Here is a 13,565-nt window from a genome sequence, read left to right on the forward strand (position 1 = left end):
AGAAAAGGCCGCAAGCGCGGCCTTTTTTGTGTCTGACATTCAGTATCTGGCAGGCAGTTTATTAATTTTAATCAGCCGGCCTTCTTCCATTTCGATGAACCCGCCCGTTTTCAGGTCAGCCAGGATCCGCATTACGCCGCTGCGGGAAAGCTGGGTTTTATCCCTGATATACCTTTCCGCCGTCACGCTACGTCGGTAGCTGTCATCTTCCTGCATCAGCAGCACGAGCTGCTGGCGAATCATCTCGTACGCGGTTGGCGCGCCTTTCGGCATGACGTTGTGATAAAGCCGGTTATAGACAAACATTAGATGATTAGAAAGCAGCCCCCACAGCGCCTTCTCTTTGATAATTTCAGCCACCCGATCGGTCGTGAGCACACCAATCAGGCAAGGCGTTACCGTTCGAAGGTAGTCGGTAAAATAGATGTCCGTCAGGTTAGCGAGGCCAAACAGGGCGGGACTGCGCGCCGTCGAAAGCATCATGTCGTCGCTTCTTCTGTATATGGCGACCGTGCCGTCAAGAATTAAATAACACATGCTCTGCCCGTTTACCTGGAGATTAAGTTGCTCGCCGGGATCGGTTTTATGCGTGGTGCAGTGCGGCTGTAAATGAGAAATCAGTTCCTGAGCATAGGGAGATCCGCGATGCGATGGTTTGTCAGAAGACATAGCGTTAACCTGGAAAGAGACTGTACTCTCTATAGTGTCGCTCTTCTTTTCCACCTTCTCCAGAGATAAATACAGCCTCAGTATTTACGGGGTAAGTGATGGATCTCTACTAGAACGCCACGCTCCATGGTGATGTATTTCCCCGTCCGCAACTCCGCGAGGATCCGCATAATGCCACTGCGTGAAAGATAGGTGCGGCTTTTGATATAGGCTGCGGCGGTAATGTTTTGTCTAATGGCTTCCGGCTCCTGCATCAACTCAACCAGCTGAAAGCGGATAATGTCATAAGCCGACATTTGCGATATCTGGGCGCAATGTTCGTAAACGCGCGATGCGGTATAGATCAGCAGGTTTGAGAAGTGCTCCCATAAATTCTGTTGTGCGACAACATGATTGAAACGCGCCAGCGAAACGCTGGCCACCTCTGAGGTTTCCAGCGCTCTGACGTACAGGTGCTCAGACGATAACTGGCTGCTCACGCCGAGTATAAATGGCGCAGATTCAGAATTTAAGACGATACCGTCCCCGCGACGGTGCAACGCCACGCTGCCATGCAACAGTAAAAAGCATTGACGGGTATCGCCGGAGCAATAATGGATAATTTCTCCTCTGGCAATAATGCCTCTCTCCGCATGCGGCAAAACATTATCGATTATTTTTTCAATGTGCTTAAAAGGCTTAGCGCCGAGCACTGTTGATTTATCAATTTCTGACTCAGGCGCGAATCGGGTATTCATTTGAGACCTCACTGACTGATGCGATCATTTTTTGATCGGCATAAAGAATTATCTTAAAAAACAGCAGGTCAGGGAATGTTTGCAGCGAGTCTAATTATAGACTTATCTTTTTTTAAGCGTTAATTAATTGAAATTGCAACTTTTTTTGTTCAGGTCTAAAAGTAGACTGTGGACATTATTCTTAAGCTATTTCCGAGTGAATATGTTTTTTATTTGTTAAAAGAGGGTCTACAGCTAGACCTCAAAATTGATTGTATGCGGAAAAGGAGTTGTATAAATTTTGACTCGTCGGAAGGGGGTTAATTTCTGCAACTGAATGTCGGTAATAAATAGAGTAATACGGGATATAAAATTATGAATAAAAAATTGATGATGGCAATGTTAGCGGCAGGTTCTGTACTCACTATGACCAATGCATTGGCAGCGGCCGGTACCGTTAATTTTAACGGAAATATTCTGGATTCTGCCTGCGACGTTGATGTGGCATCCCAGAATCAGGTGGTGGTATTGGGCGATTATTATAAAACGGAATTCCCGACAACCGGGGCGAGAACGGCTGCGACGCAGTTTAATATTATTTTGAAAAACTGTCCGGTAACGGTCACCAATGCAAAAGTCCGTTTTGATGGCACGCCGGATTTAACCAACGCCAGCCTGCTGGCGATTGATACGTCCGTGGCGGGAGCGGCTACCGGGGTGGCGATTAACCTGATGACGGCAGATAAAGCCGATCTGCCGCTGCACGGCAGCAACAGCTATACCTACGCACTCAGCAGTACGGCTGATAATACGCTGAGCTTCTACGCGCAGTATATTTCCACCGCGGCATCCGTTACCGCGGGCCCGGCTAACTCGGTCGCGAACTTCTCTGTGGTGTACAACTAAGTCAATGGCAGTAATTAGCAGGGGGCCGCCTGGCCCCTTGTTTTATGAGGTAAAAAAATGCGTTTTATCACCACAACGGGCCTGGTTATGGCGCTGTTACCGCTGACGTTAACATCCGCCAGTGCAGGAGTAATTATTGGCGGCACCCGTGTTATTTTTGATGGGGCTAAAAAAGAAGCGTCAATAAATATTACGAATCCTGATAACGGTCCTTATTTAATTCAGTCGTGGATAGATGTTCAGGATGAACAATCGGGTAAAGCGCCTTTTATTATTACTCCTCCGCTGTATCGGCTGGACGGCGGACAAAAAAACCTCGAGCGTATTGTCATGACAGGCTCTCTGCCTCAAGGGCAGGAGAGTTTATTCTGGCTGAACATCAAAGCTATTCCGTCAGCCTCTAAGCAGATGAACTCGCTGCAAATTGCCGTCAAAACGCGCATCAAATTAATTTATCGACCAGAGGCTCTTCGTGCGTCTACCCCCGAGGAGCAGGCCAATAAATTAACCTGGCGTCGTGCGGGAAATACCCTTCTGGTTAATAATCCAACGCCGTACGTTATCAATTTCAATGAAATTACGTTGGGTAATAAGAAACTTGACGATGTCACGTATGTGATGCCTTCGGGCACAGCCCGTTTCCCGTTACCGAATGGAACCAGTGGCAATACGCTGACGTTTAAAGTCATTAACGATTATGGCAGCCCTGGTGAATTACACCGGGCCAGTTTGTGATCCTTACGCGTTAATCAGGTGCTCGTCATGACAACGGCATTGAATACAATGCAGCCTGCGCGCCTGGCAATATTTATTGCCCTCGCGCTTGCTGGTGTCTCTTCCACACTGTATGCCAGTGAGACGTTTAATACGGAACTGGTTGAGCTGGATAATCCCGGAATGGGGAAAGCGGATTTATCTGCCTTTGAATCCGGCTCGCAGGCGCCCGGGACATACCATGTTGATATTATTCTTGACGATCGGCTGCTGGAAACGCGGGATATTCGTTTCATGGCAGTGAAGGATGCTAACGGCAGTGAAACATTGCAGCCGTGCCTGAGTATCGGGCAGTTAAAAGCGTGGGGCGTGAAAACGGCGCTTTTCCCGCAGCTCGACGCCGCGGAAGGAGAATGCGCCGATCTCAGGGCGATTCCACAGGCCAGCGCGGATTTCCAGTTTGGCGCCCAGCGCCTGGCGATCAGCATCCCACAGGCGGCCATAGACCTGCCAGCGAGAGGTTACGTTCCGCCGGATATGTGGGATGAAGGCATTACCGCGGCCATGCTCAACTACAGCCTGAGCGGGGCAAACAGCCGGGCAAGAAGCGGGGCAGGCACCCGCAGCGACAGCCAGTATGCAAACCTGCGGCCGGGGATCAACGTCGATCCCTGGCGGTTACGCAACTACACCACCTGGTCCCGCGATGCGTCCGGCCAGGATAAGTGGGACAACGTCTACACCTTGATGCAGCGCGCGATTATTCCCCTGCAAGCCCAGCTTACGCTCGGAGACAGTTCCGCGCCTGCCGATGTCTTTGACAGCATGCCGTTTCGCGGCGTCCAGCTGGCGTCCGACGACGATATGCTGCCGGATTCCCTGAAAGGCTATGCGCCGGTGGTGCGCGGTATTGCGCGAACTAACGCGCAGGTCGTGGTGCGTCAGAATGGCTATCAAATCTACCAAAGCTACGTGGCGCCGGGCGCGTTTGAGATCGCGGATATGTATCCCACCGGCGGCGCGGGCGATCTTGATGTCACGATCGTCGAAGCCGATGGCAGTGAGCAACATTTCACCCTGCCGTACGCTTCGCTGCCGGTCCTGCAACGGGAGGGGCGACTGAAATATGCCCTTACCGCCGGGCAATATCGCTCGTATAACCGTAGCGAGGAGAAAACCCCCTTCGGGCAACTGACCGGAATTTACGGCCTCCCTCACGGGATCACGCTCTATGGCGGCGTCCAGGGGGCAGATAAGTACCAGTCGGCGGCTCTGGGGATGGGCAAGAACATGGGCGATCTCGGGGCTGTATCCGCAGACGTCACTCAGGGCTGGTCAACGCCGGAGCATACCGCGAAAACAAGCGGTCAGTCGTGGCGGGCCAGATACAGCAAGAATTTTATCACTACCGGGACCAACTTTTCGATTGCCGGGTATCGCTACTCGACCCGCGGCTATTACGGGATGCAGGACGTCCTCGGTTCGTACGGCGACAGCAGCGCGCTTCAGGACAGGCGACGTAACCGTGCCGAGCTGACGATGAGCCAGACGCTGGGGGACAACCTGGGCGCGCTTACCCTCAGTGCGGCGCGGGAAGATTACTGGAATGACGGTAAGTCGATGGCTTCGTGGAGCGTCGGCTATAGCAACTACTGGCACAACATCAGCTATGGCCTGACATGGACCTACAGCAAAAATGTCCGCTCAGCGTCAGAAAACCGCAAAAGCCAAAAAAACGCTGACCACGACCAGCTTCTGTCGTTCAACGTCAGCATTCCGCTGGATAAATTTTTGCCGCAGACATGGGCTAACTATGGCATGAACGCCAGCAGCAATAACGGGACGACGCATAACGTCGGCCTGAACGGGGTGGCACTCGAGAACCGTGCCCTGAGCTGGAACGTCCAGCAGGGATATGGCACAGAGGGCGTGGGGAATACCGGCAACGTGAACGCGGACTATAAAGGCACCTATGGCGAAGTCACGGCAGGTTATGGTTATGACAAAAACAGTGAACGCCTGAATTACGGGCTGCAAGGCGGCATTCTCGCCCATGCTGATGGCATCACGCTTTCCCAGCCGCTGGGGGAGACCAGCGTCTTAATCAAAGCCCCAGGCGCCTACTACGTGGATATCCGCAATCAGCCCGGTGTACGAACAGATTTTCGCGGATATACGGTCGTGAGCAACCTTTCTGTCTACCGGAAAAACGATCTCACCCTCGACCCGGAAACGATGCCGGACGATGTCGAGCTGGAGATCAACACCCGCACGGTGACGCCGACGCGGGGAGCGGTGGTGAGAGCCGATTATCTGCCGAAGTCAGGTCGCCGGGTGCTGATGACCTTGACCGATAACGACCGCGCCGTTCCGTTTGGGGCGGTGGTCACCCTTGTGGGAGATGAAAGCGGCAGTTTTATTGTCGGCGATCGCGGTCAGGTCTATTTAACCGGGATGCGCGAGCAGGGAACGTTAGTCGCCACATGGGGAAGTCAATCCAGCCAGCAATGCCGCGCTGATTTCACGCTGCCGAATCACTCAACGTACGGTGGGATCGCTGATATGCGCGCCACCTGCCGTCAGGAACGCTAACATGAAATGTCTTAACTCGATGCTGCTGCTCTGTTTGCTCGCGGCGGGAAGTATCGCTCGTGCCGGTACCTGCACCACCATCATCCCGCAGCTTTCCACCCTGTCCGTGGGGACGATCAACGTGCAGCGCGATGCGCCTGTCGGCACGGTGGTATTTTCCGGCGCGGCGTCAGCCACAGGCTCCTATCTTACCGGGTGTACGAATCCGCTGATGCTGGGATTCAGCATGCGCTACAACGGCGCCACGTTGAGCAGCTACGGCAACCATGTCTACAACACGAACGTCAGCGGGATAGGAATACGCTTTTCTTCCAACGGTTATTTTGAAAACCCGAGCAATACGTTCTCGTACAATGCGCAGACCTCCTATGTGGACTGGTACGGCGGGAGGATTGAGCTGGTGGTGACGGGTCCGGTCTCATCGGGGGCATTAACGCCGGGTGTGATTGGCGTCGTGACGCTTCAGGGAAGCGACGGCCTCTACCGTGACGGTCTGACCACGCAGCTCACCTCCGGCACCATCAATGCTCTGGCGTGCACGGTGAATACGGCCCAGCTGACGTTTCCTATAGGGGATATTCCCGCTTCGGCGTTCGGCTCCACGGTGGGCACCACGCCAGCGGGAGCACAGAACACGCAAAACCTGGGCCTGACCTGCGCCGCCGGAACCAATATTACGGTCTCGCTCAGTGGAATACAGAATCCGGACAGCGCCAATACCAGCGTGATGGCCTTAACCGGGCAGGGAAATGCCGGCACTGCGAAAGGGGTGGGGGTGCAGCTAATCTATAACGGTGCACCGCTGGCGATGAACAGCCGACTATTTTTGCGACAGTCTGCCGGGGGGCAAGAGACGTTGCCATTAACGGCCCGATATTACCAGACGTTAACCCGCGTGGAGTCAGGTTCAGCGAATGCCTCCGCCACCCTGAATTTGACCTACCAGTAGCAGGTAAGAAGATGAAAATAAGATGCAGGACACTGCTGTTACTTGCCTTACTCAGCGGGAAGGTATGCTCCGCTGATAGCGTCAACATCGGTGTGACGGGAAATATCGTGGCGTCGCCATGCATATTTAATGGCGGCAATAACAATCTCGATGTCAATCTGGGCAATATTCAGGCAACCAATATGGCGACGCCGGGCTCAACATCGGATCCGGTGCCTTTCAGTCTGCTGTTTACCCAGTGCCCAACGGGAACGCAGAGTGTGACCGTCGCTTTCACCGGCAGCCCCGATCCTGAGGCGGGCGCGGACTATTTTATGAACAGCGGTTCGGCCACACATGTGGCGATAGCCATGCGCGATGCCCAAACCGGTGCGCTTAAAGGAACAGGCTCCAGCATGACCCAGACCATTGCCGCGGACAGAACCGCGACATTAGCTATGCTGGCCTCGGTAAAATCCATGACGGGGGGCGCCACGCCGGGAAGCATCCGCGCGGTTGTGGTGATGACGATGCAGTACAACTGAATGCCGGTGATAAGCCTTTTTTAAAGACGTTGGTGTGAACTATGTTAAATATTCTGATTCAGGAAACGGATCTGTTTTTTCAGGCTGGGCTACAGAGCTTTTTCGAAGATTTTTTTAAGCATAACTTTCATCGCTCCATCACTTTTCACCTGGCGCTGACCAATGAAAACGTCAGCCAGGCCGATATTATTGTTCTTTCATTATGTCAGGGGGAAACGCTGACCTGTTTTCCGGAATTACTGGCCCGGCAAAAAGGAATTGTGATAGGTCTCGTCGACGATGAGCTGCGCTTTTCGGCGCTGCCTTCCTGCTTTCAGGACATTATTTTTCTTCCTCGCCGGGCATCGCTTGATCGTATTAGCGGCGTTCTGTTTATTGCGTGGTTCACGACGCAATTACCGGGTTACACCTGGAATAAAAAGACCTGTTTCGACTGCCAGCATAAAGGGTTATCCCGGCAACAAATTCGTATTCTGGTCAATTTTTACCGAGGGCTGTCGGTAGTGCAGACCGCTCAGGCGCTGGAGATGAGCGAAAAAACGGTCTTTACCCATAAATATATGATGATGCAAAAATTTAATCTGCGAAGCGATTACGAGCTGATCGTACTGTTGAGAAGGCTGATGGAGAAAAAGAGCCGGCCGAACCTGCTTCGCGATTACCTGGAAAATAATTATGCACAACAAATAGCCTGAAACGGCAGCGGATAGCTGGCCGGGCAGCGATAGCCGCCACCCGGCAAGCATTTAAACGTTAACCGCAGCGATCAACCGCGTCTTCATGGTCTGGTACGCGGAAGCCGCAAAATCCTCCGCCCAGCGCTGGTCCTCGATTGCCTCAAGCTGCACGGCGCAATACTTCGTTTCCGGCGTTCTGGAGATCGGGTCGAGATTATCCTGCGTCAGCTCATTACAGGCGCCAATCCACCACTGGTAGGTCATATAGATTGCTCCCGCATTGATGCGCTCGCTGATGCTGGCGCGGGTGATCACTTTACCCCGGCGTGAACGTACCCAGACCAGCTGGCCTTCGGCAATCCCCCGTTCATCCGCGTCGGCCGGGTTAATTTGCACCCGGCCCGGCTCGTCGGCCAGGCTTTGCAGCGCCGCGCAGTTCCCGGTCATGGAGCGGCAGGAGTAGTGGCCCACCTCGCGGACCGTACAGAGCACCAGCGGGAAATCCGCATCCGGGATTTCCGCTGGCGCGCGCCACGGTGCGGCAAAGAGCTGCCCTTTACCGCTCGGGGTATCGAACTGATTATCTTTGTACAGGTACGGCGTACCGGGATGATCCAGCGTCGGGCACGGCCATTGAACGTGACCCATCTCGCCCATTTTTTCGTAGGTCACGCCGTAGAAGAGGGGGCACAGCTCGCGCATTTCGTCCCAGATCTGCTGGTTATCCTCGTAATGCATGGGATAGCCCATTTCCGTGGCCAGCAGGCTGATGATCTCCCAGTCGCGCCTGACATTGCCGCTGGACTCAATGGCTTTGCCGAAACGCTGAAAGCCGCGATCGGCACAGGTGAACACACCGGCGTGTTCTCCCCATGAGGTGGCAGGGAGCAGCACGTCAGCCAGCTCTGCCGTTTTGGTCATAAAGATGTCCTGAACCACCACAAAATCGAGCGCCTCAAAGCCGCGGCGGACCAGACCCAGATCGGCTTCTGTCTGAAGCGGATCTTCGCCCATGATGTAATACGCTTTGATCTTACCTTCCAGCGCGAGATGCGGCACTTCGGTGATGCGCGTTCCGACGCGATCGTCCATCCGGTTGACATTGATTTTCCACGCATCAGCAAATTTCAGTCTGACCGCCGGATCAGTGACGTCCTGGTAGCCGGGAAACATATTGGGCAGAACACCCATATCGCAGGCGCCCTGAACGTTATTTTGCCCGCGAACCGGCCCCACGCCGACGGCAGGGCGGCCCAGATTGCCGGTCAGCAGTGCCAGGCTGGAGAGACCTTTCACCACATCGACCGCCTGACCAAACTGCGTGACGCCCATTCCCCACATCACCGTTGCTGAAGGCGCCGCTGCGAACATGCGCATTGCCTGACGAACATCCCGCGCGGGGATCCCCGTCAGATGTTCAACCTGCTCGGGTGCGTAATCTTTTACCGTCAGTCGGTACGCCTCAAGCCCTTCTGTAAAGCGAGCAACGTAGTTTTTGTCGTACAATTCCTCTTCAAGCAGGACATAGCCAAAGGCATTGACCAGCGCCATGTTACTGCCATTTTTTAACTGAAGATGAAGATCGGCAATGCGTGCCGTTTCAATATGACGCGGATCGCAGACAATGATTTTAGCGCCATTTTCACGTGCTTTAAGCACGCGTCGGGCGACGATGGGGTGAGAGTCGGCGCAGTTATAGCCGAATACCAGCAGGCATTTTGAGTTTTCAATATCGTTAATGGAATTGCTCATGGCGCCGTTGCCGAGGGTCTCCTGTAAACCGGCAACGGACGGACCGTGACAGACGCGGGCGCAGCAGTCGACGTTGTTAGTATTCAGCACCGCACGGGCAAATTTTTGCATCACATAGTTGGTCTCATTGCCCGTTCCCCGCGAGGAACCCGTGGTCATAATGGACCGAGGGCCGTACTGTTCTTTAATGCTTTTAAGCCTGTAAGCGGTATAGCGAATGGCCTCTTCCCAGGTAACAGGGGTAAAGGCCTCGCCTTTGCTGTAGCGGATCATGGGCTGCGTCAGGCGGGGGGTAAGCAGCTGAGTATCATTAAGAAAGTCCCAGCCGTAGAGCCCTTTCAGGCAAAGCGTGCCCTGATTAGTTACGCCATCAGCGGCTTCGGCACGGATAATCCGATTATTTTTAACGACGAGGTTAAGTTTGCAGCCTGCACCGCAGTACGGGCAGACGCTGGCGATTTTTTTCATCAATAACAGACCTGTTAAGAAATGAAGCAATGTTTACTGGAAAGCCCAGTCCCTTAGCGGACTAAGCAGGATCCATGCCACATTCGGCGTGCTTGATTAACAGGGCGTTAGAGGAGAGAGGGCGTGTCATCATCAGTCCGTTCGTCAGAATTGACGATGACACGCTATCCGAAGAGATGGGAAGAGAGAGGCGTTAAAGATCGTCCATGGTGTAACCGACGACAATTTCCAGCGTCTTGCGGATCACATCCGCCTTAACGACATCATCGGTGGATTCCAGCGTCTGGATCAGCCAGAGAATGATCGCTTTGTTGGTCAGATGACCTTCGGAAGCAAGAACACAACGAACCGCAGTCGAAAAAATGGCAGACTCTTCAGCAAAGCGATCGCCTGCGTGACGGAAATACTCCGACAACGCGCTATCTAAAAAGGCGGAGTGGTATTCGGGTTGAAGCTGAATATTTTGTCTCATTTGTTCTCACCGTAGCTGTAAAGTTGTAGTCAATGTATCTTTTTGGGATCGGACGGTTTTCCATTTCCAAATAACGGCACTACATTGTCTCGGTTATTTTTGAGAGATCCCTCTCTCTGAATTCGTCCTTGTGCGGTTCTGCGACCTTTAAAAGCGACCGTGCCAGAGCTGATTTCAGCTATCACCCTCGCTAATGTCTCCCGCCGCTGGGGATCCGTCTCACAGGCTTGCATGTTACGCAGACGCTGAACCAAACCCTCGGTCGTTACAGGACCGCGCTCCTTCAAAAGTGAAAGAGCGGCTTCTCCAATAAGCTGGTCGATCAGTCTGTCCGCATCACTGCTGTTCATAACATTAACGTTCGAAGAGCAGGCCAAGAAGCATGTGATAATGATGCTCCTCTTCCGGGCCATTGGCCTTTTCAAGGCGACTTAACAGTTTTGTGCAGAGCGATTTGCGATTCAGATTCCGCCCGTCGCTAAGGATTTCAACAACAACCTGACCCAATGTTTCCTGTTGGGTTGGAAGCGCGGCTTTTTCGAAGTACTGCGCAATTGCTGTTGCTGTGTCTGCGAGGTGTCCGTTCTGCTGCATGTTTCGCTCCTGTAAATTTTCGTAATCAGTAACGTTACATTTAAGGTATACATAATTTTCAAATCTGTACATTAAAAATGTACAATTTTTTAAATATTTTATAATATATTTGATAAAATATATATTTATCATATGGTTATATGTATACAGCTTACTGCTAAATTCACAAAATATATTGTACAATTCGAAGTGGCGTTGCAGAGTTGTACAAGCCCGGAAAAGGCGCAAAGAAGTCATGTAAATTGTTGAGATGTAAATTATTTATTGGGTAATTAATGTGCTATAACAGAGTTCTCCCCACGTGTTTTCGTGGTCACCCCCTCAATCTTCAGGATTAGCATGCTCACAACCATTATTTACCGCAGTCATATCTGCGAGGACGTTCCAGTGAAAGCGCTGGAAGACATGGTCGCTGCTGCAAATTGTAGAAATCGCCAGTTCGATGTGACGGGGATTTTGCTGTTTAACGGCACACACTTCTTTCAGTTACTTGAAGGGCCCGCTGATAACGTTAAGGAGATCTATCAGCTCATCTGCCGTGACCCACGGCATCACAACGTGGTCGAATTATTAAGCGATCACGGGCCTTCAAGACGTTTTGGCAACGTAGGTATGGAGCTCTTTGACCTTCGTCAGTACGACACCGACGAAGTGCTACAAAAGGTACTCGATAAAGGCACAACCCGCTATCAGCTGACCTATAACGATCGCGCCCTACAATTTTTCCGCACCTTCGTTGAGGCCACTGAAAAAGCCAACTACTTTGAGCTGCCTCCGGCTGACGCCTGGGAGTTTGTCACCGAAAACACGCCATTATCCTCCCAGCCAACGGTAGTGGCAAAGGGCGCGGACTGTAGTTTCGCATTTCAACCTATCGTCGATCCGTTTATGCAGCAGGTGGTTTCCTGGGAAGCCCTGATCCGCACGCCGTCCGGTGAGTCCCCGGAAAGCTACTTTGCCAACCTGTCGCGTGAGGCGCTGTACGAATCGGATCTGAAGAGTAAGCAGGTGGCTTTGTCGATGGCCAGCGCGCTGGGCCTACAGACTCAAACGTTGTCCATTAATCTGTTGCCGATGACGCTGGTCAATGTTCCTGGCGCCGTCGATTTTTTACTGACGGCAATTGAGGCGAACGGTTTTGTGCCGGAGCAAATTGTGGTCGAGTTCACCGAGAGCGAGGCGATCTCGCGCTTCGAAGAGTTCACCAGCGCGGTCAGACAGCTTAAAAGCGCCGGGATCAGCGTGGCCATCGATCACTTTGGCGCGGGATTCGCCGGTCTGCAACTGCTGGCCCAGTTCCAGCCGGACAGAATCAAGATCAACCGTGATTTGATTGCTAACGTGCACAAGAGCGGCCCGCGTCAGGCAATCATTCAGTCAATCATTAAATGCTGCGCCTCCCTGGAAATTCTGTTCTGTGCGGTAGGCGTAGAGCTAGCTGAAGAGTGGATGTGGCTGGAATCTGCCGGGATTTCTCAGTTCCAGGGTCACCTTTTCGCCAGCCCGCGTCTGGGGGGCATTCCGGCGATTGCCTGGCCCGAGAAAAAGTACGATTTATAAAAAACCTGTACGTAACTGTTAAAAGTGACCTGTACGTACGGCTAAATTTATACAACAATATATTAACGAGTGAGTGGTTCTTTGAGCCATTCACTTGTCTCAGAACGAGGAGTTAGTTATACAAATGATTTGTACAATCTGATAAGGTTGGTTTGGTTAGGTATGGAAGTATTGTGCGTGAGGGAGTTAATGGCCTATTACAGTATCGGCGAAGTGGCCGAACGATGCGGTATCAACCCCGTTACGTTGCGTGCCTGGCAGCGCCGTTATGGATTGTTGAAGCCGCAGCGAAGCGAAGGGGGCCATCGTCAGTTTGACGATGAAGATATCCTGCGTATCGAAGAGATCAAACGCCTGATGAAAACGGGTGTTTCGGTCGGTAAAGTAAAAGCGCTTCTTGAAAATACAGAAGTGATGACTCAGGGGAACTGGGCATCGTTTCAGGAAGAGATGTTAACCGTTCTGCGCTATGCCAGCCCGGCAAAACTGCGCGCCAAAATCGGCGAGTTCCGCCGTGACCATGCGATGGATGTTCTGATAGATAACATCATCACCCCTGTGCGGCAGCGAATGAACCAGGACCAGAATACGGTGCGTCACATGGCGAGCCTGCTGGACGGTGTCCTGATTGAGTTTGCCGTTGCAAGCCTGGGTGAGTCGCGAAAAAAAGCAGGTAAGGATGCGCTGCTGATTGGGTGGGAGTGCGACGACCGTACGCATTTGTGGCTGGAAGCGGCCCGTCTTGCCTACAAAGGCTGGCATATCGACGTGCTGGCTGAGCCGATTGATTCTCCACGTCCTGAACTCTTCCCCGGGCAAAAAATCTTCGTCTGGACCGGTAAAGCGCCTACGCCTCGTCAACAGGAGCAGCTCGACCACTGGCGTGAACAGGGTTTCGCCGTTTCGATCCATCACTGATGTTAAGGGGGCCAACGGTAAACCGCCAGTGCGGGATTTTGCCTTCTGGCGATA

14 protein-coding genes are annotated in these 13,565 nt (G+C 52.7%); 8 read left to right on the forward strand and 6 right to left on the reverse strand.

The window, feature by feature from the left end; all coding sequences use genetic code 11:
- Nucleotides 1–39: 39 nt before the first annotated feature.
- Nucleotides 40–669 (reverse strand): helix-turn-helix domain-containing protein, encoded by a 630-nt coding sequence (locus tag BFV63_RS09320; RefSeq protein ID WP_032609042.1) that lies wholly within the window; start codon nt 667–669, stop codon nt 40–42.
- Nucleotides 670–746: 77 nt separating this feature from the next.
- A complete protein-coding gene (locus BFV63_RS09325) occupies nt 747–1,406 on the reverse strand; it encodes a winged helix-turn-helix transcriptional regulator (protein ID WP_003857763.1) in 660 nt (219 codons plus the stop codon).
- A 354-nt stretch (nt 1,407–1,760) separates the two neighbouring features.
- Here BFV63_RS09325 and BFV63_RS09330 point away from each other — a divergent pair, with 354 nt between their 5' ends.
- Genes BFV63_RS09330 through BFV63_RS09355 form a run of 6 tightly spaced genes read left to right on the forward strand, consistent with a single transcriptional unit; the run spans nt 1,761 to nt 7,765 of the window.
- Nucleotides 1,761–2,291, forward strand: a complete 531-nt coding sequence (locus BFV63_RS09330; protein ID WP_022650915.1) for a fimbrial protein — start codon at nt 1,761–1,763, stop codon at nt 2,289–2,291.
- Nucleotides 2,292–2,348: 57 nt separating this feature from the next.
- Nucleotides 2,349–3,026, forward strand: coding sequence for a fimbrial biogenesis chaperone (locus BFV63_RS09335; protein ID WP_023315939.1), 678 nt, complete (start codon nt 2,349–2,351; stop codon nt 3,024–3,026).
- Between the two features lie 27 nt (nt 3,027–3,053).
- Nucleotides 3,054–5,597 carry a fimbria/pilus outer membrane usher protein gene (locus BFV63_RS09340; RefSeq protein WP_048240932.1) on the forward strand — a complete coding sequence of 848 codons (2,544 nt, stop codon included), beginning with the start codon at nt 3,054–3,056 and terminating at the stop codon, nt 5,595–5,597.
- Between the two features lies 1 nt (nt 5,598).
- Entirely contained in the window at nt 5,599–6,546 is a 948-nt protein-coding gene (locus BFV63_RS09345) for a fimbrial protein (protein WP_048240930.1), read from the forward strand.
- 11 nt (nt 6,547–6,557) lie between these two features.
- Nucleotides 6,558–7,070, forward strand: a complete 513-nt coding sequence (locus BFV63_RS09350; RefSeq protein WP_022650916.1) for a fimbrial protein — start codon at nt 6,558–6,560, stop codon at nt 7,068–7,070.
- Nucleotides 7,071–7,111: 41 nt separating this feature from the next.
- The gene (locus BFV63_RS09355) at nt 7,112–7,765 is read left to right on the forward strand and encodes a helix-turn-helix transcriptional regulator (protein ID WP_023324523.1); all 654 of its coding nucleotides are present in this window, start codon (nt 7,112–7,114) and stop codon (nt 7,763–7,765) included.
- Nucleotides 7,766–7,816: 51 nt separating this feature from the next.
- Here the strand turns inward: BFV63_RS09355 and fdhF are convergent, their stop codons facing one another.
- The 4 genes from fdhF to ycgZ all read right to left on the reverse strand — a co-directional run bounded on the left by fdhF (nt 7,817) and on the right by ycgZ (nt 11,033).
- On the reverse strand, nt 7,817–9,967 hold the full coding sequence (fdhF, locus tag BFV63_RS09360; RefSeq protein WP_048240927.1) for a formate dehydrogenase subunit alpha: 2,151 nt from the start codon (nt 9,965–9,967) through the stop codon (nt 7,817–7,819).
- 193 nt (nt 9,968–10,160) lie between these two features.
- A complete protein-coding gene (locus BFV63_RS09365) occupies nt 10,161–10,439 on the reverse strand; it encodes a biofilm/acid-resistance regulator YmgB/AriR (RefSeq protein ID WP_003857748.1) in 279 nt (92 codons plus the stop codon).
- A 29-nt stretch (nt 10,440–10,468) separates the two neighbouring features.
- On the reverse strand, nt 10,469–10,789 hold the full coding sequence (locus BFV63_RS09370) for a hypothetical protein (RefSeq protein ID WP_032658210.1): 321 nt from the start codon (nt 10,787–10,789) through the stop codon (nt 10,469–10,471).
- A gap of 4 nt (nt 10,790–10,793) precedes the next feature.
- On the reverse strand, nt 10,794–11,033 hold the full coding sequence (gene ycgZ, locus BFV63_RS09375) for a regulatory protein YcgZ (RefSeq protein WP_003857747.1): 240 nt from the start codon (nt 11,031–11,033) through the stop codon (nt 10,794–10,796).
- A gap of 339 nt (nt 11,034–11,372) precedes the next feature.
- Between ycgZ and BFV63_RS09380 the strand changes: the two genes are divergently transcribed.
- Nucleotides 11,373–12,593, forward strand: a complete 1,221-nt coding sequence (locus BFV63_RS09380) for a diguanylate phosphodiesterase (protein ID WP_003857746.1) — start codon at nt 11,373–11,375, stop codon at nt 12,591–12,593.
- Between the two features lie 189 nt (nt 12,594–12,782).
- Nucleotides 12,783–13,511 carry a MerR family transcriptional regulator gene (locus BFV63_RS09385; protein WP_003857744.1) on the forward strand — a complete coding sequence of 243 codons (729 nt, stop codon included), beginning with the start codon at nt 12,783–12,785 and terminating at the stop codon, nt 13,509–13,511.
- The last annotated feature ends 54 nt before the right edge of the window (nt 13,512–13,565 follow it).

Origin of the sequence: Enterobacter hormaechei subsp. xiangfangensis, from assembly GCF_001729785.1 — a bacterium.
Taxonomy (GTDB): domain Bacteria; phylum Pseudomonadota; class Gammaproteobacteria; order Enterobacterales; family Enterobacteriaceae; genus Enterobacter; species Enterobacter hormaechei_C.